Source organism: Thiocapsa sp., assembly GCF_011390875.1.
Lineage (GTDB): Bacteria > Pseudomonadota > Gammaproteobacteria > Chromatiales > Chromatiaceae > Thiocapsa.
On record NZ_JAABRP010000012.1, the window covers coordinates 22,493 to 48,535 of the forward strand.

Here is a 26,043-nt window from a genome sequence, read left to right on the forward strand (position 1 = left end):
GCCGCAGCGCCTTCTCAGCTCGGACCAACGAGCGCATCGCAGCGCAATTCCCGAGGCCATTCGCGCTTGTATCAACGGCGGACTGAAGTCCGCCTCCCCGGATGCCGACTGAAGTCGGCGTACCCGGGAGGCGGCATCGAGACTTCCGCGGTGCTGCACTAGACGCGCGGACCCCGAGGAGTTTCGGCAAATAGCCCCGAAAAAAAATTCCTGAACCGCGTCGACTGGAACGCCGATCGATGCGAAAACGACCGACACGAGACTCGACTCGACCAAGGAAGCTCCGGACGCGGTTCAGAGCCCGATCTTGTCGATAAAGCTCTTCACGCTATCGAGCCAAGAATGCGACTGAGGACTGTGCCGCGATCCGCCCTCCTGCATGCTCGCCTCGAACTCGCGCAGCAGCTCCTTCTGGCGCTCGGTGAGATTCACCGGCGTCTCGACCGTCACGCGACAAATGAGATCGCCGATCACGCCGCCGCGGACCGGCTTGACGCCCTTGCCGCGCACGCGAAACATCTTGCCGGTCTGCGTACCGGCCGGGATCTTGAGCATCACCTTACCGTCGAGCGTCGGGACCTCGAGCTCGCCGCCGAGCGCTGCAGTCACGAAGCCGATCGGCACCTCGCAGTGCAGGTGACTGTCCTCGCGGGTGAAGATCGGGTGCGCCTTGACCTGAATCTGCACATACAGATCGCCGGGCGGTCCCCCGTGCTCGCCGCGCTCGCCTTCGCCGGCAAGACGAATCCGGTCGCCGGTGTCCACGCCCGCAGGCACTCGCACCGAGAGGGTCTTCTCCTCTTGGATCCGGCCCCGACCCCGGCAATGGCTGCAGGCCTCTTCAATGACGCTGCCCGTCCCGCGACAGGTCGGACAGGTCTGCTGGATGGAGAAGAAGCCCTGCTGCATCCGCACCTGGCCGCTGCCCCCGCAGGTCGAGCAGGTCTTGGGCTTGGTGCCCGGCTTGGCGCCGGTCCCTCCGCAGAACTGACAGTCCACCTGAACCGGGATGCGGAACTTAACCTCTTTGCCGCTGACCGCGTCCTCGAGACTGAGTGACAGGTCATAGCGCAGATCGACACCGCGCTGCGTGCGTCGAGCGCCCGCGCGCCCGCCGAAGATGTCCCCGAAGACGTCCCCGAAAATGTCGGAGAAGGCCCCGCCGTCCCCGCCGGGACCGCCGAACCCGCCCGCGCCGGCATCCACGCCGGCATGGCCGAACTGGTCGTAGGCCGAGCGCTTCTTCGGATCGCTCAGGACGTCGTACGCCAGCTTGGCCTCTTTGAATTTAGCCTCGGTATCCGCATCCCCGCTGTTGCGATCCGGGTGATACTTCATCGCCAGACGGCGGAAAGCCTTCTTGAGGTCGGCCTCGCTCGCGTTGCGCGAGACGCCCAAGACCTCGTAATAATCGCGTTTTGCCATTGAATCCTAAACCGCGTCCAGAGTCATAACCGCGAGAGTCATAACCGATGGTGTTCCAGGAACGGCCTCTCCCGGCGGAAGAGGTCGTGATGCATGGCGCGGCATGGATCGGAATCACATCCGGATCTCAGACCACGCCATCGCTAAACCGCGTCCAGAGCCAGATGCTCGGTTGCGAGTGAGCCCAACCCCGAGGGCAACCCCGCTCATCGGCGGCGACGCGGTTTAGATACCGGCCGATTCATGCAAAGCCGAGCCGACTCGCAAACAGCGTTTGCACCCTCGACACGGCGATACCGCATCGAGGGCGCTGCAGCCTGACCGGTGACAGAGCCGAACATCGTCTCGAAACCACCGAGCGCCGATCGAGCCGAGCGCGTATCGAGGGAGGTTTCGAGCCGTCGGCCGCTTGACTTACTTCTTGTCGTCTTTGACCTCTTCGAACTCCGCGTCGACGACATCGTCGCGCGCCGGTCCCGCCGAATCCTCGGGCTCGCCGCCGGCCGCCGGGCCTGCACCCGGACCGCCGCTGTTCTGTGCGTAGAGCCGCTCCGCCATCTTCGCCGAGGCGTCGCCGAGTGACTTGGTCAGGGCCTCGATGCGGTCTTTGTCCTCGCCCTTCATGACCTCCTCGAGCTCCTTGATCGCAGCCTCGATCGAGTCCTTCTCGCCCGACTCCATCTTGTCGCCGAGCTGCTCCATCGACTTGCGCGTCGCGTGGATCATGGTGTCGGCGTGGTTGCGCGCGGCAACCAAGGCGTGGAACTGGCGGTCTTCCTCGGCATGAGCCTCGGCATCCTTGACCATCTGCGCGATCTCGGCATCCGACAGACCCGAAGACGCCTTGATGATGATCGACTGCTCCTTGCCGGTCGCTTTGTCTTTGGCCGAAACGTTGAGGATGCCGTTGGCGTCGATGTCGAACTTGACCTCGATCTGCGGCACGCCGCGCGGTGCCAACGGGATATCGCTGAGGTCGAAGCGCCCGAGCGATTTGTTGTGGATCGCCCGCTCGCGCTCGCCCTGCAGGACATGCACGGTCACCGCAGTCTGGTTGTCGTCGGCCGTCGAGAAGACCTGCTGCGCCGAGGTCGGGATGGTGGTGTTTTTCTCGATCAGCTTGGTCATGACGCCGCCGAGGGTCTCGATACCGAGCGAGAGCGGGGTGACATCGAGCAGCAGCACATCCTTGACCTCGCCGCCGAGCACACCGCCCTGTATGGCGGCGCCGATCGCGACCGCCTCGTCGGGGTTCACGTCGCGACGCGGGCTCTTGCCGAAGAACTCTTCGACCTTGGCCTGAACCTTCGGCATGCGGGTCTGACCGCCGACGAGAATGACCTCGTCGACCTCGCCCGCCGTGAGCCCCGCATCCTTCAACGCGATCCGGCACGGCTCGATCGTGCGGTCCACGAGATCCTCGACCAAGGATTCGAGCTTCGCCCGTGTCAGCTTGACGTTGAGATGCTTAGGACCGGTCTGATCCGCCGTGATGTAGGGCAGATTGATGTCGGTCTGCTGGCTCGTGGACAGCTCGATCTTGGCCTTCTCGGCGGCCTCCTTCAAGCGCTGCAGGGCCAGCGGATCGTTGCGAAGATCCACCGCCTGACTCTTTTTGAACTCGGCCACCAGGAAGTCGATGACGCGCATGTCGAAGTCTTCACCGCCGAGGAACGTGTCCCCGTTGGTGGAGAGGACCTCGAATTGGTGCTCGCCCTCGATCTCGGCGATCTCGATGATGGAGACGTCGAAGGTGCCGCCGCCGAGGTCGTAGACCGCGATCTTCTGGTCACCGCGCTTCTTGTCCATCCCGTAGGCGAGTGCCGCCGCGGTCGGCTCGTTGATGATGCGCTTGACCTCGAGACCGGCGATCCGGCCCGCATCCTTGGTGGCTTGCCGCTGCGAGTCGTTGAAGTAGGCCGGGACCGTGATGACCGCCTCGGTGACCGTGTGGCCCAGATAGTCCTCGGCGGTCTTCTTCATCTTCTGAAGGACCTTCGCCGAGATTTCCGGCGGCGCCATCTTCTTGCCGTTGACCTCGACCCAGGCGTCGCCGTTGTCGGCCTTCACGATCTTGTAGGCGACCATGTCCTTGTCTTTGCTGACGACACTGTCCTCGTAACGGCGCCCGATCAGGCGTTTGATCGCGAACAGTGTATGCGCCGGGTTGGTCACCGACTGACGCTTGGCGGACTGTCCGACCAGCACCTCCCCGTCACCCGTGTAGGCCACGATGGACGGTGTGGTGCGATCGCCTTCGGCGTTCTCGATGACCTTGACGTTGTCGCCTTCCATCACGGCGACACACGAGTTGGTTGTCCCGAGGTCGATACCGATGATTTTTCCCATGAGCGTATTCTCCAAAAAGGTGTCTTGTGTCGCTGAACGGCCCCGAAGCTGCCTCTGAGGTTGGGGGAAACCCCTATCCGTTCAAGCCGATATCAGGAGGCCTCCTGAGAGACCATAACCAGTGCCGGACGCACCAAGCGCCCGTTGAGCGTGTAGCCTTTCTGCATGACGGCCACGACGGTGTTCGGCGGCAGATCCGAGCGCGGCTGCATCGTCATCGCTTGATGAAACTCCGGATCGAAGGGTTGCTCGACGGGATCCACCGGGGTGACGCCGAAGCGATCCATCACGTCACCCATCAGCTTCAATGTCAGCTCCATGCCTTCGCGAAGCTTGCCGATATCCGCCCCCTCCGCCAGGGCTGCATCGTGACCGAGCTCCAGGCTGTCGCGCACCTGCAGGAGCTCGCGGACAAAGCTATCCAGCGCGTACTTGTGGGCCTTCTCCAACTCGGCGGCATGGCGGCGCCGAAGGTTCTCCATCTCGGCACGAACCCGCAGTGCCTGGTCGCGAAGCGATTCGGCATCCGCGCGCGCGGATGCCAGTTGCGCCTGGAGCTCCTCGGACGTCGGCGCCGCCGCAGCGCGCGCACGATCGCCTTCGGCGTCACCCGCACGGGATGCCGAGGCGTCCTCGAGAAGGGCCTCTTCCTCTGCCGTCGACGACGCGTTCGATTCGGTCTGTTTCTCTGATTCCGTACTCATTAACTACGATCTCCCGTATCCGGTCCGTCGCCCCGCCGCGCCACGATTCGGCGTCGCGGCCGCACGACCGATCCCAAGCCTGAAACTATTGTCTGAGCGCCGCCGCCAGCAGTCGAGCGGTGACGTCCACGATCGGGATGACACGCTGATAGTCCATGCGTGTCGGGCCGATCACGCCCAGCACCCCGACGACCTCGTCGTCCACCCGGTAGGTCTGGGTCACCACGCTGCAGTCGTCGAGGAGGGAATAACCCGACTCCTCGCCGATGAAGATCTGGACCCCGTCCGCGGCGATACAACGATCGAGGATGTGTAAAATCTCGCGCTTTTCGTTGAAGGCATCGAAAAGCTGCCTGAGCCGCTCCATGCTGGCCAGCTCGCCGAACTCCATCAAATTGGTCTGACCCGCGATGAAGCAGTCATCCTTGCGCTCGGCCGACTCGACGACCTCATGGGCCAGCATCACCGCGCGCATCATGAGCCGATCCATATTGCGATGGGTGCTCTTGAGATCTTCGACGAGGCGCTTGCGCACGTCCTTGATGTCTTGGCCGGTAAAGATCTCGTTCAGGTAGTTCGACGCCTGCTCCAACTGCGAGGCGTTGAAACGGCGCTCGGTCGCAATGATGCGGTTATGGACCTCGCCTTCGCTGGTCACGAGGATGGCCAGCACCCGTGTCCCCGACAAGGGTAACAGCTCGATTTGGCGAAACACATTGCGCTCGTGACGCGGCAGCATCACAACTCCGGCCAGGTGCGTAATGCCCGACAGCAGCGTCGAGGCCGTCTCGACAAGCGATTTGGCGTCGGACCGAGTATCGAACCGGGTGCGCAGACTCGCGATATCGTCCTCGGACGGCGGACGCACGGTCAGCAGCGTATCGACAAACAAACGATACCCTGCAACCGTCGGAACCCGTCCCGCGGAGGTATGCGGCGAGACCACGAGACCCAGATCCTCGAGATCCGCCATGACATTGCGCACCGTGGCCGGACTCAGATCCAACCCGGTGTCTTTCGCCAAGGTCCGCGAGCCGACGGGCTGACCTTCCCGAATGTAACGCTCCACGAGCGCCTTCAGGAAATGGAGCGCACGTTCGCTGACCTGACCCTCGGTATTACGTGTCTCGCTTGACAAGGTGCGTCTGCCATAAAACCGGCGATAAAAAGGATCCCGACCACGGCGAGCGACGTCGTTGGGGCACGCTCGGATGGACCGGAGGTGTCTGCTTCCGCAGAACACGCGCTCGACGGGTCTGCTCGCGATCTCGTCGTCGCTTGGGTCCGCAGTCGAAAGCGACACTCGAAAACGCGTCGCATCCGAACGCTCTCCGCCCCACGGTTCGGCGCCGTTAAGCTCCGAGCAGACCCCGCGTCGCCTGTGGCGTTTTTTTAGCACTCACCTCAACAGAGTGCTAACACCGCAATTTAGGGACTCGGGCCAAGCCTGTCAAGGCTGCTCCGCGTGCCGGCCCGCCTATTGGCGCCATCCCTCGCCCATGCTAGCTTTAGTCGTCGCACGCCCTTCCGGATCCCAGCCTCTGACAGACCTCATGCCGCAATTCAACACGGTCGGCATCATCGCGAAACAAGGCGACCCGGAAAAGGTGGTCGGGACGCTGCGTCATCTCGGCGCCTATTTGCGTTCTCGACAGCTCCACGTCCTGCTCGACGCCGAGAGTGCCCATCTCCTCGGTGCGGAGGTCGGGGCAGCGACCCCGGTCGCGGAGCTGGGCGCGGGATGCGATCTGGTCATCGTGGTCGGCGGAGACGGCACCCTGCTCCACGCCGCGCGTATGATGGCGGCATACGGGGTCCCGCTGGTCGGGATCAACCTCGGACGTCTCGGTTTCTTGGTCGATGTCTCGCCGCAGGACATCGAGTCCGCGCTCGACCCGATCCTCGCCGGCGAATACCAATCCGACCGCCGCGCCATGTTGTCGGTGCGCGTGATTGCCGACGACGGGCTCGAGCGCAGCTACTCGGCCCTGAACGACGTCGTCGTCCACAAATGGAACACGGCCCGTATGATCGAGCTCGAGATGGACATCGATGGCGTTTTCGTCTCTGCTCAGCGCTCGGACGGCCTGATCATCGCCACGCCGACCGGATCGACGGCCTATGCGCTCTCCGGCGGCGGCCCACTGGTCGACCCGGCCCTGGATGCGCTCTTGTTGGTGCCCATCTGCCCGCACGATCTCAGCAACCGGCCGCTCGTGGTGCCGGGTGATCGGCGGATCGAGGTGAGGGTGCGCGGACTCGATCAGGGTCATGTGCAGGTGACCTGCGATGGACAGGCGGACTTGCAGCTGCCGCCGCGCGCGCTGATTCAGGTCGAGCGACATCGGCATTCCGCCCATCTGCTTCATCCACGAGGCCATGATCACTACCAGATCCTGCGGGCGAAACTCGGCTGGGGCGGGCACATGCCCCCCATCGTGACTTGAGGTGCCGGCGGACGTTTCTCGATGCTGACTCACATCCTTGTCAAAGACCTGGCCATCGTCAGCTCGCTCGAGCTCGAGTGCGCCTCGGGCATGACGGCGCTCACCGGCGAAACCGGCGCGGGCAAGTCGATCATGATCGATGCCTTGGGTCTTGCTCTCGGCGATAAGGCGGACGCCGCCATGATCCGCGCCGGTTGCGAGCGCGCCGAGATCGTGGCCGGGTTCGACCTTGCGGCGGTTCCCGGTGCGCGCGCTTGGCTCGCCGATCAGGATCTCGACGACGACGGCGACTGTCTGGTACGCCGCCTGATCGTGCGCGACGGACGCTCGCGCGCCTACGTCAACGGCCGACCCGCCACCGGCACCCAATTGCGTGACCTCGGCGACCTCCTGGTCGACATCCACGGCCAGCACGCCCATCAATCGCTCCTGCGAGCCAATGCGCAGCGCGATCTTTTGGACGCCTACGGGGGCCATGCGGTCCTCGCGGGAGCGGTCGCCGCGGCCTTTCGGGAGTACCGTGCGCTCGATCAACAGCTCGGGGCACTGGAGTCGGCGCGACAAGAACGGGCCCAGCGGCTCGATCTGCTGCGCTTTCAGGTTGAAGAGCTGTCGGCACTGGGGCTGAGCGCCGCGGAGATCGAGAATCTCGACTTGGAACAGCGACGCCTGAGCCATCTGGGGCGCCTGCAGGAGACCGCCGCGCGCGTTCTCGATATGTTGTCCGAGGCCGAGCCGGCGATCTCGGATCAGCTGCGTTCGGCCGGCTCCGATCTGGCCGACCTGGCCGCGATCGATCCCGCCCTGGACGAGCCTCGCGACCTGCTGGAAACAGCGGCCATCCATGCCGGCGAGGCCGCTGCGAGTCTGCGCCATTACCTCGACGCTCTGGAGGTCGATCCCGCCGCCCTCGAAGCGGTCGAAACCCGGATCGCACAGATTCACGACCTGGCGCGGAAATTCCGCGTCCTGCCGGTCGAGCTGCCGGAGGCCTTGACCGCGCGCCAGGCCGAGCTGGAAACGCTCGAGCAGGCCGATCTGCGCCTCGGCGATCTGCGCGAGTCACGCGACGCCGCGCTGCACGCCTTTGTCGATCAAGCGCGCGCGCTCGGGGACGCACGGGCGAAGGCCGCCGAGCGACTGAACCGAACAGTGACGGAGGCCATGCAGCAGCTCGGCATGGCGGGCGGGCGTTTCGCGGTGGAGATCGAGGCGCTGCCGCCCGAGCGCGCGGGCACGGGCGGGCTCGAGCGCATCGCCTTTCTGGTCAGCGCCAATCCCGGCCAACCGCTGCAACCGCTCGCGAAGGTCGCCTCGGGCGGCGAGCTCTCGCGCATCAGCCTCGGCATTCAGGTCGCCACCGCCGAGTGCGGAAGCGTCCCGACCCTGGTGTTCGACGAGGTCGATGTCGGCATCGGAGGCGGGATCGCGGAGATCGTCGGGCGTCTGCTGCGCCGACTCGGCGACTCGCGCCAGGTGCTCTGCGTGACCCATCTCCCCCAGGTCGCAGCCCAAGCCCACCAACAGCTCCGGGTCCGCAAAGAGACCCGCGACGGCCAGACCTACACCCGCATCGAGACACTCGACCCGGATGCGCGCGTCGACGAGATCGCGCGCATGCTCGGCGGCACCAAGATCACCGCACGCACCCGCGACCATGCCTGCGAGATGCTCGGCTGGGCCGGGTGACGCTCGACACGCCGGATGACGCTCAACACAACGGAGTAGACGCATGAAAGTCATGGTGACCGGCAGCGCCGGTTTTATCGGCTCGGCCCTGTCCTTACGCCTGCTCGCCCGTGGCGACGAGGTGATCGGAATCGACAATCTGAACGACTACTACGATGTTGCGCTCAAAGAGGCGCGACTTGCCCGCACGCTCCCATTCGAAGGCTTCCGCGACGAGCGCGTCGACATCGAGGACGGTGCGCGCATGCGCGAGCTCTTCGCCCTGCACCGTCCGGACCGGGTCGTCCACCTCGCCGCTCAGGCCGGCGTGCGCTACTCCATCGAAAACCCGATGGCCTACGTCAACACCAACCTGGTCGGCTTCGCGCACATCCTGGAAGGCTGCCGGGATGTCGAGGTCGAGCACCTGGTCTATGCCTCGAGCAGCTCGGTCTACGGCGCCAACACCGCCATGCCCTTCTCGATCCATCACAACGTCGATCATCCCTTGAGCCTCTACGCCGCCAGCAAGAAGGCCAACGAGCTGATGGCCCACACCTACAGCCACTTGTATCGCATCCCGACCACCGGCCTGCGCTTCTTCACCGTCTACGGTCCCTGGGGGCGGCCCGACATGGCGCTCTTCAAGTTCACCCGCGCCATCCTCGCCGGCAAGCCGATCGACGTCTTCAATTACGGCAAACACCGCCGCGACTTCACCTTCGTCGACGACATCGTGGAAGGCGTCATCCGCGTCCTGGACCGGGTGCCGAGCGGCGATCCGAGCTGGTCCGGCGCACAGCCCGATCCCGCGACCAGTCAGGGGCCCTATCGCATCTACAACATCGGCAACAACAAGCCGGTCGAGCTGATGGAATACATCCGCTTCCTGGAAGAGGCCCTGGGTCGCAAGGCGCAGATGAACCTGCTGCCCCTGCAGCCCGGCGATGTCCCGGACACCTACGCGGACGTCACCGACCTGGTGCGCGACACCGGCTATTGCCCGGATACCCCGGTGGACGAAGGCGTCGCCCGGTTCGTCGAGTGGTATCGAGGCTTCTACCGGGTCTAAACCGCGTCTTGAGCCACATGCATTGTTCGAACAGGTGCTCCGGCTTGCGACGACTCGCGAGCCCGGGAGTCGTCGCGGTTTAGGTGATTTCTTGTTTGTTCAGGCACGGCGCTGGGATGAGGGGATCGACGCAGGATCACCTTGAGCCATTCCTTGCAATCATCGCCGAAGACGTGCCTGCCGAACTCGCACGCGAGACCATCGCCTCGGTCCATGTGCTCGGCGCCCTCCAAGCCGGTCCCGCGGTGAAGGCCGCGTTGCGCGACCGCATCCGATGAGGGCGAAACCACGACGCGGTACAGCAGCAGGGCACGCCCGCGCCGATACTCTCGATTCGAGGACCCGACACTCATGACCTCTTTGCTCAAGATCGACATGGCCGAAGTGACCCGCCTGACCCGCGAAGGTCGCCTCCAGGAGGCCATGGCCATGCTGCGCGGCGCTAAGGTCGATGCGCCTGCGGCGCCCGGCTCGGCACGCGAGGCGAACCCGACACCGTCGGCGGACACCTCGAGCGTGCTCGACATGCAGCCGCCTTCCCCGCACACCGGAGGCGCCTGGACTGCGCCTGAATCCGGTGGCGATTCGGCCCCCGAAGATCACGCCTCGGGGCATCGAAGCGGCGTCGTAGAGCCGAAGATCCCGGAAACCCTGCGCGGCGTACTCGGCCGGATGAAACAACGGCTCGCCGGACGCATGCCCGGTCGAAGCTCCGGATTCCCGATCGACCGCGCGCCGGTCGCGCTCCCGGACGGGGCGCGGTTCGAGGAATATCGCCATACCGCTTCTGCGGGCACCCTCGCCTACAAACTCTACATCCCGAGCGGCTACCGCGGGCAGCCGCTGCCACTGGTGGTGATGCTGCACGGATGCACCCAGTCACCCGACGACTTTGCGGCCGGTACCCGCATGAACAGCCTGGCCGAACAGGAGCTGTTCCTGGTCGCCTACCCGGCGCAGTCCCTGTCGACCAGCGCCACCAAATGCTGGAGCTGGTTCAGCCCCGATGACCAGCAGCGCGGTCGCGGCGAGCCCGCGCTGATCGCCGGCATCACCCGCGAGATCATCCGCGATTACGCGGTGGATCCCGATCGTGTCTACATTGCGGGACTCTCCGCCGGCGGGGCCGCCGCGGCGATCATGGGGGCTACCTACCCGGACCTCTACGCCGCGATCGGAGTACACTCCGGGCTGGCGTACGGGGCCGCCGTCGACATGCCGTCGGCACTTGCGGCGATGCGTCAGGGCGGATCATCTCAGTTCGCCTCGGGCCACCGGCGCCAAGGGTCGGACGGCAAGGCACCATTGGTTCCGACCATCGTCTTTCACGGTGATCGCGATACCACGGTCAACCCGGTCAACGCCGATCAGCTGATCGCCGGGACACCGGGGGTCGCGCGTTTACGCAAGACGCTCATCCAGGGTGAATCGACCGGGGGAATCCGCTACACCCGCAGCCTCTATGCCGACGAGAACGGACGAGCACCGCTGGAGCAGTGGATCCTACACGGCGCCGGCCATGCGTGGTCCGGCGGCAGCTCCGACGGCTCCTACACCGAGCCGCGCGGACCCGACGCCAGCCGCGAAATGCTGCGGTTCTTCATGCAGCACGCCCGCAGCGCCGCAGCCTGAGCGCGGGTGCGCTCAGGCTGCGGCGCTGCGGCATATTCGGATGTGGCTTTTTCGGCATGAGCCGGAGGAGCTTATGCCGCCTGTGATCAGCTGTCAGAAGGCAGGGGCGAATTGATTCGCCCATACAGTATTGTGGCTGGCGGTCGGAGGCTGGAGGCAATTCCCAACCGCCGGCGGATCAATCTCACTTCACTCGACCCACGGCGGCGGCTCCGCTGACGAAGGCGCGACCTTCGCGGGCGCGGATGCGGATGCGGGTTCGGCCTGCGGCAACGGCGCCGGTGTGCCGACTGCATCCTCGTCGCCGACGAGGCCGAAGATCGCGTCCAACCGGGCGATCAGCTCGCGCAGTTGCAGTGCGAGGATCGCAAGCTCGGCGTCCATGCGCGCTGCGGGCTCGAGATCGCCGTCGTCCAGCTCGTTGAGCAGGGCATCTCCGACGCGCAGGCGTTTCAGCGACATGTCCTCGGCAAGGACGAAATCGAGCCTCTCGTCCCAGCTCAGAGCCAACTTCAAAACCTGCTTGCCGACGCGCAGATGGGCGAGGATCTCCTCGCTGGAGAGGTCCTGACCGCGACAGCGGATCAGGCTTGCGGTGTCGCTGACATCGCGCAGCTCGCAGGCATCGCCGATCTGCAAATCGCTCGGCGCATCGCCGTTCAACAGCCAGCCGGTCATCACCTTCGGCGGCTCCATGCGCGGCGCGGGGGGGCGCGCCGGCAAGGTCTCGATGCTTTCGCGCAGCAGCGAGATCACGTCCTCGGCCTGCCGATCGCTCCCGGAGTCCACCACCAGCCAACCCGCCTCGGTGTCCACGTAGAGAAGCGTGCGACGCGATCGGGTAAAGGCCCGCGGGAGCATCTCGGCCATGATCTGCTCGCGCAGTCGGCGCCGTTCGGCGCGGCCCACGTCGCGGGCCTCCGCCGACTCCAGATCGTTCACGCGCTCCTCGAGCGCCTCGGCGACCGCGGCCGAGGGAAGCAGGCGCTCCTGCTTGCGCGCACAGATCAGAAAACACCCCGAGACGGCATGAACCAAGGCGGTCGAGCCATCGCCGAGCGGCGCAGACCAGCCCATCGTCGCGGTCTCGAGCGGGCCGCAGGGCCGAAAACGACGCTCGTCGAGACGGGCCTCGAGTGCGTCGGCATCCAGACCGAACGGGCGTCCCAGTCGATAGAGTCGTACATTCTTGAACATTCTCAGCCCCGGTCAAAAAGGCCGGGATTATGACCGAGCCTCGTCGAACTGCAAGCGCCGGGTCGCGCTGAGGCGGAATCACGGGGTCGCGATGCGCCCGGCATCCCGGTCGAAGCCGGTATACTGTATCCCAGATCGACCCATCGCCAAGCTCGGAATCCAAGGTGGATGAACTCTCGCTACCCGGCCTTTTTCTCGCGTTAGCCCTTTTGCTCACGCTCTCGGCCTTTTTCTCCGGATCGGAGACGGCCCTGCTCACCATCAACCGCTACAAGCTCAAGCACCTCGCGGACGGTGGCCACCGCGGCGCCCGTATGGCCCGCGCACTGCTGGAACGACCCGACCGCTTAATCGGGCTCATCCTGCTCGGAAACAACTTCGTCAACATCATGGCCTCGTCCTTGGCGACCATCATCGCCTTGCGCCTCGGCGGCGAAGCGGCGATCGGAATCGCTGCCGGGCTCCTGACCCTGGTGATCCTGATCTTCGCCGAGGTCGCGCCCAAGACCTATGCCACGCTGCATCCGGAGCGCCTCGCCTTTCCGGCGGCCTACGTCTACAAGCCGCTGCTCAAGCTGCTTTATCCGATCGTCTGGTTCGTCAATCTCTTCACCAACGGGCTACTCCGCCTGATGGGGATTACGACGGACAGCGCACAGGGCACGGCGCTGAGCCGCGAGGAGCTGCGTACCGTGGTCAGCGAGGCCGGCGCCATGATCCCGGAGCGTAGCCGCTCCATGCTGCTCGGCATCCTGGATCTGGAGCGCGCCACGGTCGAAGACATCATGATCCCGCGCAACGAGGTGGACGGGATCGACATCCAGGACAGCGACGACGAGATCCTGCAGGCGATCCGCAACTCCAGCTATACACGCATGCCGCTGTTCGACGGCGGCATCGACAACGTCATCGGTGTCTTCCATGCAAAGCACGCCCTGCATGCAATGCTGGAGCAGGGTCTGGACAAGGAGCATCTGCGCGCCATCGCCCGCGAGCCCTACTATGTCCCCGAAGGCACGCCGCTCTACCAGCAGCTGCTCAATTTCCAGCGAGGCAAGCGGCGCGTCGCTCTGGTGGTCGACGAATACGGCGACTTTCTCGGTCTCCTCACCCTGACCGATCTGCTCGAAGAGATTGTCGGGGAGTTCACGACCGACCCGGCCGACAGCATCCCGGAGATCCATCGCGGCGAAGACGGCAGCCTCTTGATCGACGGCAGCATCGGCGTGCGTGATCTGAACCGGGCGTTGCGCTGGACGCTTCCCACCGATGGACCCCGGACCCTGAACGGCCTGATCCTGGAATACCTCGAGACCATCCCGGAGCCCGGCACCAGTCTCAAGCTCCACGACCATGCGATCGAGATCCTGCAGACGGCCGACAACGGGGTCAAGACGGTCAAGGTCGTGGTGGCACGCCCGTCACGAAAGGCGCGGGCGCTCGTTTAAACCGCGTCCAGAGCGACATGCGTCATTTTCATGTTGCGCTTGGCTTTGGCGTTGTCCTCGATCTCGGCGAGACGCGGTTTAAAATTTCATGTTCTTAATACTTTAAACCGCGCCGGCTCCAGCGGTCGCCAAATCCGCCGGGGCCCACCCCGTCCAAAAACATCGCATATCGCACTGGGCGCGGTTTAATCCCCTCAGACGCCGTCGAGGGCCTCCGCGAGGGTCTTCACGGCAGTGATCTCCAACCCCTCGACCCCTTCTTTGGGGACATTTCCGACCGGCACGATCGCCCGGCGGACACCGTGCTTGGCCGCCTCGCGCAGCCGATCCGGACCATTGGGGACCGGACGAACCTCCCCCGACAGGCCGACCTCGCCGAAGACCGCGAGATCCAGGGGAAGCGGTCGGTCGCGATAGCTCGACAGCACCGCCATGACGAGCGGCAGGTCGACGGCGGTCTCGGTGATCCGCACCCCGCCGACCACGTTGACGAAGACATCTTGGTTGAACATGGCGACACCGCCGTGACGATGCAGCACCGCCAGCAGCATGGACAGGCGGTTGCCGTCGAGCCCCAAGGCCACCCGACGCGGATTGGCGAGCGGACTCTCGTCCACCAGCGCCTGCACCTCGACCAAGAGGGGTCGCGTCCCCTCGCGGGTCACCATAACCAGGCTGCCCGGGACCGCCTCGTCGTGGCGGGAGAGAAAGATCGCCGAGGGGTTCTTCACCTCGCGCAGACCGCGGTCGCCCATCGCGAAGACGCCGAGCTCATGCACCGCACCGAAGCGATTCTTGACCGAACGCACCAAGCGGAAGGCACCGCCCGGCTCCCCTTCGAAGTACAGCACGGTGTCGACCATGTGCTCGAGTACCCGCGGACCGGCCAGTGTTCCGTCCTTGGTCACATGGCCGACGAGGAAGACGACCGTATCCTGTTGCTTGGCGAAGCGGACCAATTGCGCCGCCGCCTCGCGCACCTGAGAGACCGAGCCGGGGGCCGATTGAAGCGTGTCGGTGTAAAGGGTCTGGATGGAGTCGACGACCATCACCCGCGGCCGCTCCTGCGACGCGGCCGCGAGGATCGCCTCGACATTGGTCTCGGCGAGCAGACGGATGCCCTCGCCGGCCAATCCGAGCCGGTGGGCGCGTAAACCGATCTGCTGGGGCGACTCTTCGCCGCTGACGTAGAGCACCGGCAGGCTGCGCGCCAGCGAGGCGCTCGCCTGCAGCAAGAGCGTCGACTTGCCGATCCCCGGATCTCCGCCGATCAACACCACCGAGCCCGTCACCAGACCGCCCCCCAGCACGCGATCCAGCTCGCCGATCCCGCTCTGGATGCGCACCCGATCTTCGGGGCTGACCTCGGCCAAGCTCTCCACGCGCGGGGACTCGGCCGCGCCTGCGTAACCGCCGCGCACGACGGGGCGCGCGATCTGCGCGGTCTCCACCATGCTGTTCCAGGCCCCGCAATCCGGGCACTGACCCGCCCATTTCGGCTGACGCGCACCACAGGCGTTGCAGACATAGCTGCTGCGGGTCTTTCGGTTGCTCATCGGGCAGGTCCGCTTCGTTTACTGAACGGGCGCTATTGTAAGGCCGATTCGGCGCGCTCGATCCGACACCGATCCGGAGCAGGTTGGCGGCGCCGGCGGGCCTCCCCCGGGGTCTCGACCTTGACTGAAGCGACCCCGGACACTACTTTGTTCCACGTAAAGACTTTGAATTCACTGTTCTTTGAGACGTCGGAGGCAAGACCAACGAACCGCGAGGACCTGCGACATGAAGTCTGACAAGAACCCACTGTCGAACGGAGCCGCATCGGTCGATCGGGGCGCATGGACAGACAGCGATACTGTATGGCCGATCGAGACTTGGCTGTTCAACCGATTCATGCAGCTTATCGGGGAACCGGCCATCAGCGTCGTCTTCTGGGACGACCGGGAGCATTACCGGTGCCCACACGCCCAACCTGTCGCACGCATGCGGTTCGCCGATCGATCCGCCCTTTGGCGACTCTTCGCCAATCCAAACTTGGAATTCGGCGACGGCTACAGCTCCGGGCGCATCCGCATCGAGGGAGACCTGGTCGCCTTCATCGAAGCGCTCTACGAGGCCAAGATCAAGCGGACCCGGCCCGGGATGATCCAGCAGTTCGTCAAGCGCGGTTTCGCCCGACCGCGACGCAACAGCCTCACGGGCTCGCGAGACAACATCCAACATCACTACGACCTGGGGAACGACTTCTATCGGCTCTGGCTCGACGAGGAGATGGCCTACACTTGCGCCTATTTCACCAACCCCAGCGTCACGCTCGAGCAGGCCCAAGCCGCGAAGCTCGACCATATCGCACGCAAGCTGCAGCTGCGACCCGGCGAGGAAGTGGTCGAGGCCGGCTGCGGGTGGGGCGGGCTGGCACGGCACTTTGCGCGTCGTTACGGCGTGAAGGTCCGGGCCTACAACATCTCGCCGTCGCAGATCGCCTATGCGCGCGAGCGGGCGAAGGCCGAGGGGCTGGCCGATCGGATCGACTACATCGAGGACGACTACCGCAACATCCAAGGAACCTACGATGCATTCGTATCGGTCGGAATGCTCGAGCATGTCGGTGCCGAGCACTATGCGACCTTCGGGCAGGTCGTCGATCGTGTCCTCAAGGACGACGGACGTGGCCTGATCCACTCGATCGGTCAGGTCCGCCCCGAGCCGCCCAGTTCCTGGAACGAGCGACGCATCTTCCCCGGGGCCAACCCCCCGACGCTGCGCCGGATGATGGACATCTTCGAGGGTCCGGGTCTCTCGGTGATCGACGTGGAGAACATCCGCCGCCACTACGCCAAAACGATCGAGCACTGGCTGGCGCGCTACGATGCGCATGAATCGGAGGTCCGCGAGATGTTCGACGACTTCTTCGTGCGGGCCTGGCGGCTCTATCTCGCGGCATCGATCGCCAGCTTCCGCGCCGGGGCCTTGGAGGTCTATCAAGTCGTGTTCGCGCGCCCGGGCAAGAACGACATGGCCTGGACGCGTGCGCACCTCTACCGGGATTAAACCGCGCCTCCAGCAGACCCGAGGAAATCTGCAAGGCCAAACACGGAATGAGAATGACGCATTTCACCCTGGACGCGGTTTAAGCGTCGGCGCATCCGGCGAGCGGTGACCGACCCGACAGACGAGATCCTCGCGAGGACGGCTCATGATCAAGACGAATGTCATCATCGTCGGAGGCGGGCCCGCAGGGGCGTCCTGCGCATGGCAGCTGCGCCGACGCGGGGTCGATTGTCTGATCCTGGACAAGGCGGTCTTCCCGCGGCCCAAGCTGTGCGGAGGCTGGATCACCCCCGAGCTCGTAGCGGATCTGGAGATGGACATCGCGGCCTATCCGCATCGCTTCCTGACCTTCGAGGTCACCCGGGCGCATCTGTTCGGAATCGGTCTGACGATGCGCTCGCCGCAGCATTCCATTCGCCGTGTCGAGTTCGACGACTGGCTGCTCAAACGCTCGGGGGCCGAGGTAGTGACTCACCAGGTCAAGCGGATCGAGCGCACCGCGCAAGGCTACCGCATCGACGACGGCTTCGCGTGCGATGCCTTGGTCGGAGCCGGCGGCACGGCATGCCCGGTGTATCGTTCGCTGTTTCGAGAGATCAACCCGCGCGCGCGATGGCTTCAGGTCGCCGCGCTGGAACAGGAGCTGCCGTATCACTGGGAGGATCCGGACTGCCACCTCTGGTTCTTCGAGAAGGGACTTCCCGGCTACAGTTGGTACGTGCCCAAACAAGACGGCTATCTGAATCTCGGCGTCGGCGCCATGTCTGCGCAGCTCCAGGATAAGAACGGGAGCATTCACCGGCATTGGGAGCATCTCGTCGCCAGCCTGCGTCGCCGTCGGCTCGTCGACGACAGCGTCGTGCTCGAGCCTCAGGGCTATTCCTACTACTTGCGGGACGGCGTGCAAACCATCCGAGAGGAAAACGCCTACCTGGTCGGCGATGCCGCCGGACTCGCCACCCGGGACCTGGCCGAAGGTATCGGACCCGCGGTCCGCAGCGGTATCCTCGCCGCCGATGCCATCGCCGACGGCGGCGAATACAGCCTCGACTCGGTGTCCCGCTATAGCTTGAGCGCCGGTTTGCCGCGTCGTGCGTTGGATTTGATGCTGTCGCGGCGCGGCTCCGTGACCTCGGCCGCTCGTCATCGCCAGATGCGCTCGGTATAGAATCCGCGTACCTCAACCCAAGCGACGACATCCCATGGCCGGGGCCAGCCTGCTTACCCTGCTCGACGATATCGCAACCGTCCTCGACGACATCTCGGTGATGACCAAGGTCGCCGCGCGCAAGACCGCGGGCGTGCTCGGGGACGATCTGGCGTTGAACGCCCAGCAGGTCCTCGGGATACGCGCCGAACGCGAGCTACCGGTGGTTTGGGCGGTCGCCCTCGGGTCGCTCAGAAACAAGCTGATCCTGATTCCGGCAGCGCTCCTCATCAGCGCCGTTGCGCCCTGGGCCATTACGCCGCTGCTGATGCTCGGGGGGGCCTTTCTCTGCTACGAGGGCTTCGAAAAGTTGGCCCACAAATTTCTCCATGACGAGGAGGAGGGTGAGCGCCATGCGGAGCTGACCCGTACCCTTCTCGACCCGAATGTCGACATGGTCGCGTTCGAGAAGGAGCGCATCCGGGGGGCGATCCGCACCGACTTCGTCCTCTCGGCCGAGATCATCGTCATCACGCTCGGGATCGTCGCCGGCGCGTCCTTCGGCGTGCAGGTGGCGGTCCTGACGGGCGTGGGTCTCTTGATGACCGTCGGTGTTTACGGACTGGTGGCGGGAATCGTCAAGATGGACGACGCCGGTTTCTATCTGCAGCAACGCACGGGCGAAGACCTCGGCACCCGATTCGCGCGACAGCTCGGCGCCCTGCTGCTCGCCGCCGCACCGCGTTTGATGCGCATCCTTGCGGTGGTCGGTACAGCCGCCATGTTCCTGGTCGGCGGCGGGATTCTGGTCCACGGAACTCCGGGGACGCACGACATCCTCCATCTCCTGACCCATGGTGCCGCCGTGGTTCCGACGATCGGACCGATTCTGGAAGCCCTGACCACGCCGCTGTTCAACGCCCTGGCCGGCGTGCTCGCGGGCGCCATCATCCTCGGTGTCGTCACCGCGGGCGCACGCGTCGCCGCTGTCTTCCGAACCTAAACCGCGCCCGGCCCGGTATGCGATGTTTTTGGACGGGACCGTCTCCGGCAGACTTAACGAACGTTGGAGCTGGCGCGGTTTAGGATATGAAAATTCACCGAAGTCCGGCTCGGTCGACCGTCGACCGAAAGGCGAAAGCCCGACGAACCCGGAGAAAAACAGTCGATGCGCCCGACACCCCCGATACGATCATGGTTCGTCGGCAGCAGCAGTCTCTGCCTCCGGTATTCGATTCTCTGCACGATTCTCTGGGTGATCCTTTGCACCGGGTCGATCGCAGCGCAGGAGATGGACGCGGATCTCGCCGCACGGATGCAGAACGGCGGTGCGGTTCTCCTCCTGCGCCATGCCTACGCACCGGGAACGGGCGATCCTGAGGGATTTCGTTTGGATGACTGCGCGACCCAGCGCAACCTCAGCGATGCCGGGCGCGAGCAGGCGCGATCCATCGGGGCTTGGCTGCGGGCGCGCGGGGTCGAGTATGCGCGGGTCTACTCGAGCGAATGGTGCCGTTGCTTGGAGACTGCCGAGCTGCTGGGGCTCGGGCCGGTCACGCCGCTGCCGGCCCTCAACTCATTCTTCGAGCGCCGAGGGGATCGCGGACCGAATCTTGCCGCGCTCGAAGCGTTCCTCAAAGACCAACCTCCCAATGGCGAGCCCATCGTGCTGGTGACGCATCAGGTGACGGTCACGGCGCTCAGCGGCATCTATCCCGCCTCCGGAGAAGCGGTGTTGATGCGACTTTCGGATCAGGACAGGGGCACGCTCGAGCCGGTCGGGCGGATGGACTTCGGTCCCTGAACGTCAGACCCGAACCCTGCGATGCGGCGGTTTGGAGGATGGGTTTCGCTATCGCTCTACCCATCCCACGGCCGCGCCCCGGGCGTCAGGCCGCGGCAGCCAGCCCGTCCGGCCCCAACCGCGCCTTCAACTCCTTGATCCGCCTCGGGACCGACTCGGGATGACTCTGCGCGCCCTTGAGCTGCTCGGCGAAGAGCTCGGTCTCGGCCCGGCCGACCTGCGTGAGCAGACGACCGAAAATCACGTTGACCTCGCCGGCCTCCAGCTCATTCGTGACCTTGAATGCCTCTTCCAGGCTCATCTCGGGGACGCGATGCTCGACCTCGCGCAGCGCGTTGAGTGATTCTCGCATCTCTTGGTCGCGCACGCTGGGCACGAACTCCACCGCGCGGTTGACGGCGACCTGGTACAGACAGGCCAACATCAGCCGCCCATGCTCCAGCTCCTCATCGCGCAGATCCAGGAAGAAACGGTGCACGTCGGGATTGGATTTGAAGCGCTCGGCCATAGCCGCGTAGATATGTGCCACGCGGAACTCGAAAAGGGCCGAGAGCTTGTAGGCATTGCCGACGGCTCCGGGCATAGGCACACGCCGTGCTTGATACTTCTCGGCGATGCGCTGGAGCAGGGTTTTGTCCTTGCTCAGCAGCATCCCGATGAAGACGTCGAGCCCGAACAGTTGAATGATCTTCACAGGGTTCTTGAGGCAGAAGCCTCGGTCGATCACGGCTTGCATCTGGGATCTCCGCTCTTCGGTTCCGATTCGCCCGCTCGGCGTGCTCTGTCCGGGTGCATCCACGCGCAGACAGCCGTCCGGGTCGGACTGGGTTTTCCTCGGATCAGGATAGCCGATTCGGGCCCGGCGCATGTGCCGAATCAACCGCTCCCGTCGGCACGCGCTGTATCGAGCCGCAGAGGCGCAGGCAGGCCCTCCGCCCGCCAACGTCGGTAGTCCGCCAGCACCAACGCATGGTCGAACGCCAGCACCGGCGGCAGCGCATCCGGCGGAAAGACCTGCAGGGCGCGCGCATCGTCCATCGCCCGCGGCTCGCCGCGCGCCTCGGCCACATAGACCGCGGTGACGGTATGGCCGCGCGGATCGCGCCCCGGATCCGAATAGACGCCGAGCAGGGTGCGCAGCGTCACCGCGAGCCCGGTCTCTTCGGCGGCCTCGCGGATCGCCGCCGCCTCCATGCGCTCGCCGACATCCACGAAACCGCCCGGGATGGCCCATCCATGAGGAGGATTGAGACGCTCGATCAACACGACGGGACGGCCGGGTCGGTCGACCAGCTCGATGATGGCGTCGGCGGCGAGTAAGGGTGTGACTGGTGCAGGCATCGGGGCTTTCCTGGCAATCAGGGGAATCGGGGTGCGGTCACTGTAACGCTCGCGGCGGTATCGACCAACGACGGGCCAGTGGGCCGGGGCGTGTCCGGGCCGCGTCTCGAGCAAATGGCCAACGCCTCCACACCGGTCAAAATTCGACCAGAGCCGAATTCGACTCCACCCGCCCGCGGCTTAACCGATGCCCGCACAGCTTATCCACACGGGCAAACACAGGCCCCGGGGACAATCAAAACCCGAAACTGATAAGGTCTCGATCGCCCTGCTCCTGCTCACAACTGACGCGGATCAATGCCGCAAGCCCGCGCAACAGCTAGGGTCCGATCCCCGACACTTCGCGGAGATCCCGGTGAGCAACCCCTTCGACCTCGACGACGACAACGCCTATCAACGCTGGAAAGAGCGCAAGCTCGCGGCGGCCCCGACCGCACTGACGGACCTCGTCGTCGAGATCGGCGATCCACGCTCGCTGAGCGACGCCGAGCACGCGGCCATCCTCGAGCGCTGCCGCCGGGCCAACATGGCCATCTATATCGGAACGAGCGGCGACGACCCGGACAAGGCGATTCCGGTCACCCTCGGCGCACGTTTCGGCCTGCACCGACTCGACCACAACCGCGGCGCCGACGAGGATGCCGTGACCTCGCTCACCGTGCAGACCGACGCCGCACACCGCAACTACATCCCCTACTCAGATCGCCCCATCGCCTGGCACACCGACGGCTACTACAACACCTCGGAGCAGCAGATCCACGCTCTGCTCCTGCATTGTGTCCAACCCGCCGAGTCGGGCGGCGAGAACGCGCTGCTCGATCACGAGATCGCCTATATCCTCGTGCGCGATTGCGATCCGGAGCATATCCGTACCCTGATGCATCCGGCCTGCATGACGATCCCCGCCAATGTGGTCGACGGCAGCGAGCTCCGCGGGGAACAAACAGGCCCAGTCTTCTCGATCCGCCCGGACGGGCGCTTGCACATGCGCTATACGGACCGCAGCCGCAACATCTTCTGGCGCGACGATCCCTCCACCACCGCCGCCGTGGCCCGCCTCAAGGAAATCCTACGCGCGCCGTCACCGTGGCATTTCTCGGGCCGCCTCGAGTCCGGATGGGGACTGATCTCGAACAACGTGCTTCACACCCGCACCGGCTTTACCGATGGCCCGAAACCACGCTTATTGTACCGCGCGCGCTATTACGACCGAGTCAGCGGGACCTGACGGTCGACGCAGGAACCCCCCGCCGCGTCGGAGCCCGTATCCATCGCGATTCGGAGTAGTCAAAGGGGGGCGTCTGGTGCAAACTCGACCCGCCATGAACAACAATGACCCATGTCGGTGCACCGGCGTTCATTGACGATTGTCGATGGTGTTCTTAACGAGACCTGCCGGCATCGATCAGCGGCGGGATACCGATACCTATAAGCAAGCTCCAATCACCGAATCGAGGATTCGCACCATGATGAGATCAGGTTCCCTATTGATCGGACTCCTGTGTGTCCTGTCTTTCGCGGTCGTCCAGGCCGACGAGCCCATCGTCATCAAATTCAGCCACGTCGTCGCCGCGGACACCCCCAAGGGCAAGGCCGCCGAGCGTTTCGCCGAGCTGGCCAAGGAGAAGACCGACGGCCGTGTCGAGGTCACCGTCTATCCCAACAGCACCCTCTACAAGGACAAAGAGGAGGTCGAGGCCCTTCAGCTCGGCGCGGTCCAGATGCTCGCCCCCTCCCTCGCCAAGTTCGGCCCGCTGGGCGTCAAGGAGTTCGAGGTCTTCGACCTTCCCTTCATCTTCGATGGCTACGACCAGCTTCACACCGTGACGGAGGGGCCGATCGGCGACGAGCTTCTCGGCATGCTGAGCGATAAGGGCGTGTTGGGACTCGCCTTCTGGGACAATGGCTTCAAGGTCATGAGCGCCAACAAGCCGCTGCAGGAGCCCAAGGACTTCCGCGGCCAGAAGATGCGCATCCAATCCTCCAAGGTGCTCGACGAGCAGATGCGCGCCCTCGGCGCCAGCCCCCAGGTCATGGCGTTCTCCGAGGTCTACCAAGCACTTCAGACCGGTGTGGTGGACGGCACCGAGAATCCTCCCTCGAACCTCTACACCCAGAAGATGCACGAGGTCCAGAAGTACGTGACCAAATCCGATCACGGCTACCTGGGTTATGCAGTCATCGTGAACAAGGCCTTCTGGGATGGATTGCCGCCGGATATCCGTACCGCCTTGGAAGAGGCCATGGCGGAGGCGACGGTCTACGCCAACGAGATCGCCAAACAGGACAACGAGGATGCCCTCGCCGCCGTGAAGGAGAGCGGCAAGAGCGAGATCATCGAGCTGACTCCGGAGCAGAAGGCCGAGTGGATGAAACGCCTTGCGAAGGTGCACCGCGAGATGGAGGACCGGGTGGGCAAGGAGCTGATCCAATCCATCTATCAAGCGACCGGGAACGACATGGGCAAGCTCTGATCGAGAAGGGTCCGATCGGATCAAGGCCGGGGCCGGGGCAAGCACGCCCCTGGCCCCGGCCTTCTCCATTGACATCCGGGGTACGACCCCGGCCCCACCGCAGAGGTCGCCACGATGAAAGTCCTGGACCGCCTGGAGGAATGGCTGATCACCTTCCTGATCGGCGCTGCTACCCTGTTGATTTTCGTAGCGGTGGTGCATCGCTACAGTCTGGACATGTCGGCCGAGTGGGGCTGGGACGTCATCTACGACTGGCTCTTCGAAATCAATCTGAGCTGGACCCAGGAGTTGTGCATCTACATGTTCGTGTGGATGGCCAAATTCGGGGCGGCTTACGGCGTACGCACCGGCATCCATGTCGGCGTGGACGTCCTGATCATCAACCTCCCGGAGTGGGCGCGCTCCAAATTCGTCATCTTCGGGCTCCTGGCCGGGGCACTCTTCACCGGACTGGTGGGCAGCTTCGGGGCCAACTTCGTCTGGCACCTCGCGCACACGGATCAGATCACCCCGGATTTGGAGATGCCCGTGTGGATCGTTTACCTGGCGATCCCGCTCGGCTCTTTCCTGATGTGTTTCCGATTCCTTCAGGTCGCTTGGTCATTCATTCGGACCGGTGAGCTTCCGCGCCACGAGCATGCGCACGTGGAAGGATTGGACGAGGAGGTGGAGCGAGCCCAAGCCACGGGCCAGCCCGAGCCTGTCTTCCTGGGCGAGGCGGTCAGACTCGCCGAGGAGCGCGAGCACATCCATGGAGGTCACCGGGAGGAGCCGGAGCAAACGCCCCCCAAAGGGCCTGAATCCAACGGCCGCGGGGAGAACCGTCCATGACCGCACTCATCATCTTCGGTCTCCTGCTGGGCCTGATGCTCACCGGCATGCCCGTGTCCATCGCCTTGGGCCTCACTGTTCTGACCTATCTCTTCACCATGACCTCGGTGCCGATCGAGTCGGTGGCCTTGAAGCTCTTCACCGGGATCGAGAAGTTCGAGATCATGGCGATCCCCTTCTTCATCCTCGCCGGGAACTTCCTCACCCACGGCGGCGTGGCGCGTCGCATGATCGACTTCGCCACCAGCATGGTGGGTCATTATCACGGGGGACTCGGGCTCTCGGCGGTGTTTGCCTGCGCCCTGTTCGCGGCGGTCTCGGGGTCTTCGCCGGCAACCGTCGTGGCGGTCGGTGCCATCTTGCTCCCGGCCATGGTCAAGCAGGGGTTTCCCGTCCGGTTCGGCACCGGCGTCATCGCCTCGTCCGGCGGCCTGGGCATTCTGATCCCCCCGTCCATCGTGATGGTGATGTACGCCGTCTCCACCAACAGCTCGGTGGGTGCGCTCTTTATGGCCGGCGTCATCCCGGGCATCGTACTTGGGTTCATGCTGGGTATCACGACCTGGTGGATCGCACGGCGCAACAACTATCCCCGCCTGCCGCGTGCGAGCTGGGCGACCCGCTTTCGCTACTGGCGTAAATCGGTGTGGGGTCTGCTGCTGATCATCCTGGTGATGGGCGGGATCTACTCGGGGATCTTCACGCCCACCGAGGCCGCCGCCATGAGCGCGGTCTATGCCTTCGTGATTGCGGTCTTCGTCTATAAGGACATGCCCTTGAGCCGGGTGCCCAAGGTGTTGCTGGACTCGGCCAACATGTCGGCGATGTTGCTCTACATCATCACCAATGCGGTGCTCTTCTCCTTCCTGCTGACCTACGAGAACATTCCCCAAGAGCTCGCGCAATGGATGGTGGACACCGGGCTCGGACCGATCGGCTTCCTGTTGGCGGTGAACGTGCTTCTGCTCATGGCCGGCAACATCATGGAGCCGACCTCCGTCATTTTGATCACGGCACCGGTGCTGTTCCCGGTGGCGATGGCGCTCGGAATCGATCCCATCCACTTCGGCGTCATGATCGTGGTCAACATGGAGATCGGTATGATCACCCCGCCGGTGGGGCTGAATCTCTATGTGGCGAGCGGAATATCGCGACTGGGCATGACCGAGACCACCATCGCCTGCTTCCCTTGGCTGCTCACCATGTTGGTGTTCCTGATGATGATTACCTATTGGCCGCCCCTCTCGCTGTGGCTGCCGAAGACCCTTGGCATGATGTAACGAGCGCGCTCATCCGGCGAGGGGACAATTGCCGCCCTCGCCGGGGTAAAGTCGGGGTTTCCCCAAAACCTTGTTAAGTGTATGGTTACGCTGCCTGACGACGTCACGGCGCTCTCGTGTCGACTCGACCCGCAAGCGGTCACGCACCCGGTGTTCGGATCGGCATCGAATCC

At 64.6% G+C, this 26,043-nt stretch carries 22 protein-coding genes; 14 read left to right on the plus strand and 8 right to left on the minus strand.

The genetic code is table 11. The features are described 5' to 3' along the window. Window positions 1–294: 294 nt before the first annotated feature. From dnaJ to hrcA, 4 genes are all read right to left on the minus strand, one after another. On the minus strand, window positions 295–1,425 hold the full coding sequence (gene dnaJ / locus GPT33_RS01830; RefSeq protein ID WP_296805346.1) for a molecular chaperone DnaJ: 1,131 nt from the start codon (window positions 1,423–1,425) through the stop codon (window positions 295–297). A gap of 414 nt (window positions 1,426–1,839) precedes the next feature. Then, complete coding sequence (dnaK, locus tag GPT33_RS01835; protein WP_296805349.1) at window positions 1,840–3,774, minus strand: molecular chaperone DnaK; 1,935 nt, start codon at window positions 3,772–3,774, stop codon at window positions 1,840–1,842. 92 nt (window positions 3,775–3,866) lie between these two features. Further along, a complete protein-coding gene (gene grpE / locus GPT33_RS01840) occupies window positions 3,867–4,478 on the minus strand; it encodes a nucleotide exchange factor GrpE (RefSeq protein WP_296805351.1) in 612 nt (203 codons plus the stop codon). Window positions 4,479–4,563: 85 nt separating this feature from the next. Next, window positions 4,564–5,616, minus strand: a complete 1,053-nt coding sequence (gene hrcA, locus GPT33_RS01845) for a heat-inducible transcriptional repressor HrcA (RefSeq protein WP_296805353.1) — start codon at window positions 5,614–5,616, stop codon at window positions 4,564–4,566. Window positions 5,617–6,031: 415 nt separating this feature from the next. Between hrcA and GPT33_RS01850 the strand changes: the two genes are divergently transcribed. The 5 genes from GPT33_RS01850 to GPT33_RS01870 all read left to right on the plus strand — a co-directional run bounded on the left by GPT33_RS01850 (window position 6,032) and on the right by GPT33_RS01870 (window position 11,297). Then, entirely contained in the window at window positions 6,032–6,925 is an 894-nt protein-coding gene (locus GPT33_RS01850; protein ID WP_296805354.1) for an NAD(+) kinase, read from the plus strand. Window positions 6,926–6,946: 21 nt separating this feature from the next. Next, entirely contained in the window at window positions 6,947–8,614 is a 1,668-nt protein-coding gene (recN, locus tag GPT33_RS01855; protein WP_296805356.1) for a DNA repair protein RecN, read from the plus strand. Between the two features lie 43 nt (window positions 8,615–8,657). Further along, complete coding sequence (locus GPT33_RS01860; RefSeq protein ID WP_296805358.1) at window positions 8,658–9,665, plus strand: NAD-dependent epimerase; 1,008 nt, start codon at window positions 8,658–8,660, stop codon at window positions 9,663–9,665. 116 nt (window positions 9,666–9,781) lie between these two features. Next, window positions 9,782–9,943 carry a hypothetical protein gene (locus tag GPT33_RS01865; RefSeq protein ID WP_296805360.1) on the plus strand — a complete coding sequence of 54 codons (162 nt, stop codon included), beginning with the start codon at window positions 9,782–9,784 and terminating at the stop codon, window positions 9,941–9,943. A 73-nt stretch (window positions 9,944–10,016) separates the two neighbouring features. Continuing rightward, the gene (locus GPT33_RS01870; protein ID WP_296805362.1) at window positions 10,017–11,297 is read left to right on the plus strand and encodes a PHB depolymerase family esterase; all 1,281 of its coding nucleotides are present in this window, start codon (window positions 10,017–10,019) and stop codon (window positions 11,295–11,297) included. A gap of 189 nt (window positions 11,298–11,486) precedes the next feature. Here GPT33_RS01870 and GPT33_RS01875 read toward each other — a convergent pair whose 3' ends face one another. After that, the gene (locus GPT33_RS01875; RefSeq protein ID WP_296805363.1) at window positions 11,487–12,494 is read right to left on the minus strand and encodes a recombination-associated protein RdgC; all 1,008 of its coding nucleotides are present in this window, start codon (window positions 12,492–12,494) and stop codon (window positions 11,487–11,489) included. A gap of 164 nt (window positions 12,495–12,658) precedes the next feature. On the opposite strand from GPT33_RS01875, the gene GPT33_RS01880 reads away from it, so the two are divergent. Further along, window positions 12,659–13,942, plus strand: a complete 1,284-nt coding sequence (locus GPT33_RS01880) for an HlyC/CorC family transporter (RefSeq protein WP_296805365.1) — start codon at window positions 12,659–12,661, stop codon at window positions 13,940–13,942. A 194-nt stretch (window positions 13,943–14,136) separates the two neighbouring features. Here GPT33_RS01880 and radA read toward each other — a convergent pair whose 3' ends face one another. Continuing rightward, a complete protein-coding gene (radA, locus tag GPT33_RS01885) occupies window positions 14,137–15,498 on the minus strand; it encodes a DNA repair protein RadA (protein WP_296805367.1) in 1,362 nt (453 codons plus the stop codon). Window positions 15,499–15,724: 226 nt separating this feature from the next. Here radA and GPT33_RS01890 point away from each other — a divergent pair, with 226 nt between their 5' ends. The 4 genes from GPT33_RS01890 (at window position 15,725) to GPT33_RS01905 (ending at window position 19,944) form a co-directional block, all read left to right on the plus strand. Beyond that, on the plus strand, window positions 15,725–16,993 hold the full coding sequence (locus GPT33_RS01890) for a cyclopropane-fatty-acyl-phospholipid synthase family protein (protein ID WP_296805369.1): 1,269 nt from the start codon (window positions 15,725–15,727) through the stop codon (window positions 16,991–16,993). Between the two features lie 145 nt (window positions 16,994–17,138). After that, complete coding sequence (locus tag GPT33_RS01895) at window positions 17,139–18,161, plus strand: NAD(P)/FAD-dependent oxidoreductase (protein ID WP_296805371.1); 1,023 nt, start codon at window positions 17,139–17,141, stop codon at window positions 18,159–18,161. Between the two features lie 34 nt (window positions 18,162–18,195). Then, complete coding sequence (locus tag GPT33_RS01900; RefSeq protein WP_296805373.1) at window positions 18,196–19,143, plus strand: DUF808 domain-containing protein; 948 nt, start codon at window positions 18,196–18,198, stop codon at window positions 19,141–19,143. Between the two features lie 252 nt (window positions 19,144–19,395). Then, window positions 19,396–19,944, plus strand: coding sequence for a histidine phosphatase family protein (locus GPT33_RS01905; protein ID WP_296805375.1), 549 nt, complete (start codon window positions 19,396–19,398; stop codon window positions 19,942–19,944). An 85-nt stretch (window positions 19,945–20,029) separates the two neighbouring features. Here GPT33_RS01905 and GPT33_RS01910 read toward each other — a convergent pair whose 3' ends face one another. Beyond that, window positions 20,030–20,680, minus strand: coding sequence for a hypothetical protein (locus tag GPT33_RS01910; protein ID WP_296805377.1), 651 nt, complete (start codon window positions 20,678–20,680; stop codon window positions 20,030–20,032). 140 nt (window positions 20,681–20,820) lie between these two features. Beyond that, a complete protein-coding gene (locus GPT33_RS01915) occupies window positions 20,821–21,285 on the minus strand; it encodes an NUDIX hydrolase (protein WP_296805378.1) in 465 nt (154 codons plus the stop codon). Window positions 21,286–21,640: 355 nt separating this feature from the next. Between GPT33_RS01915 and GPT33_RS01920 the strand changes: the two genes are divergently transcribed. From GPT33_RS01920 to GPT33_RS01935, 4 genes are all read left to right on the plus strand, one after another. Beyond that, window positions 21,641–22,513 (plus strand): TauD/TfdA family dioxygenase, encoded by an 873-nt coding sequence (locus GPT33_RS01920; protein WP_296805380.1) that lies wholly within the window; start codon window positions 21,641–21,643, stop codon window positions 22,511–22,513. Between the two features lie 238 nt (window positions 22,514–22,751). After that, on the plus strand, window positions 22,752–23,759 hold the full coding sequence (locus GPT33_RS01925) for a TRAP transporter substrate-binding protein (protein ID WP_296805382.1): 1,008 nt from the start codon (window positions 22,752–22,754) through the stop codon (window positions 23,757–23,759). A gap of 114 nt (window positions 23,760–23,873) precedes the next feature. Next, entirely contained in the window at window positions 23,874–24,590 is a 717-nt protein-coding gene (locus tag GPT33_RS01930; RefSeq protein WP_296805384.1) for a TRAP transporter small permease, read from the plus strand. Next, window positions 24,587–25,870: a TRAP transporter large permease subunit gene (locus GPT33_RS01935; RefSeq protein WP_296805386.1), complete on the plus strand. Its 1,284-nt coding sequence runs from the start codon at window positions 24,587–24,589 to the stop codon at window positions 25,868–25,870. The genes GPT33_RS01930 and GPT33_RS01935 overlap by 4 nt, the downstream gene beginning before the upstream one ends. The last annotated feature ends 173 nt before the right edge of the window (window positions 25,871–26,043 follow it).

Coding starts and splice junctions, on each gene's coding strand:
- GPT33_RS01925 (WP_296805382.1), top strand. CDS start 22,752: ATGATGAGATCAGGTTCCCTATTGATCGGACTCCTGTGTGTCCTGTCT.
- dnaJ (WP_296805346.1), bottom strand. CDS start 1,425: ATGGCAAAACGCGATTATTACGAGGTCTTGGGCGTCTCGCGCAACGCG.
- grpE (WP_296805351.1), bottom strand. CDS start 4,478: ATGAGTACGGAATCAGAGAAACAGACCGAATCGAACGCGTCGTCGACG.
- radA (WP_296805367.1), bottom strand. CDS start 15,498: ATGAGCAACCGAAAGACCCGCAGCAGCTATGTCTGCAACGCCTGTGGT.
- recN (WP_296805356.1), top strand. CDS start 6,947: ATGCTGACTCACATCCTTGTCAAAGACCTGGCCATCGTCAGCTCGCTC.
- GPT33_RS01910 (WP_296805377.1), bottom strand. CDS start 20,680: ATGCAAGCCGTGATCGACCGAGGCTTCTGCCTCAAGAACCCTGTGAAG.
- GPT33_RS01870 (WP_296805362.1), top strand. CDS start 10,017: ATGACCTCTTTGCTCAAGATCGACATGGCCGAAGTGACCCGCCTGACC.
- GPT33_RS01850 (WP_296805354.1), top strand. CDS start 6,032: ATGCCGCAATTCAACACGGTCGGCATCATCGCGAAACAAGGCGACCCG.
- GPT33_RS01935 (WP_296805386.1), top strand. CDS start 24,587: ATGACCGCACTCATCATCTTCGGTCTCCTGCTGGGCCTGATGCTCACC.
- GPT33_RS01860 (WP_296805358.1), top strand. CDS start 8,658: ATGAAAGTCATGGTGACCGGCAGCGCCGGTTTTATCGGCTCGGCCCTG.
- GPT33_RS01865 (WP_296805360.1), top strand. CDS start 9,782: ATGAGGGGATCGACGCAGGATCACCTTGAGCCATTCCTTGCAATCATC.
- GPT33_RS01895 (WP_296805371.1), top strand. CDS start 17,139: ATGATCAAGACGAATGTCATCATCGTCGGAGGCGGGCCCGCAGGGGCG.
- GPT33_RS01875 (WP_296805363.1), bottom strand. CDS start 12,494: ATGTTCAAGAATGTACGACTCTATCGACTGGGACGCCCGTTCGGTCTG.
- dnaK (WP_296805349.1), bottom strand. CDS start 3,774: ATGGGAAAAATCATCGGTATCGACCTCGGGACAACCAACTCGTGTGTC.
- GPT33_RS01890 (WP_296805369.1), top strand. CDS start 15,725: ATGAAGTCTGACAAGAACCCACTGTCGAACGGAGCCGCATCGGTCGAT.
- GPT33_RS01930 (WP_296805384.1), top strand. CDS start 23,874: ATGAAAGTCCTGGACCGCCTGGAGGAATGGCTGATCACCTTCCTGATC.
- GPT33_RS01915 (WP_296805378.1), bottom strand. CDS start 21,285: ATGCCTGCACCAGTCACACCCTTACTCGCCGCCGACGCCATCATCGAG.
- GPT33_RS01900 (WP_296805373.1), top strand. CDS start 18,196: ATGGCCGGGGCCAGCCTGCTTACCCTGCTCGACGATATCGCAACCGTC.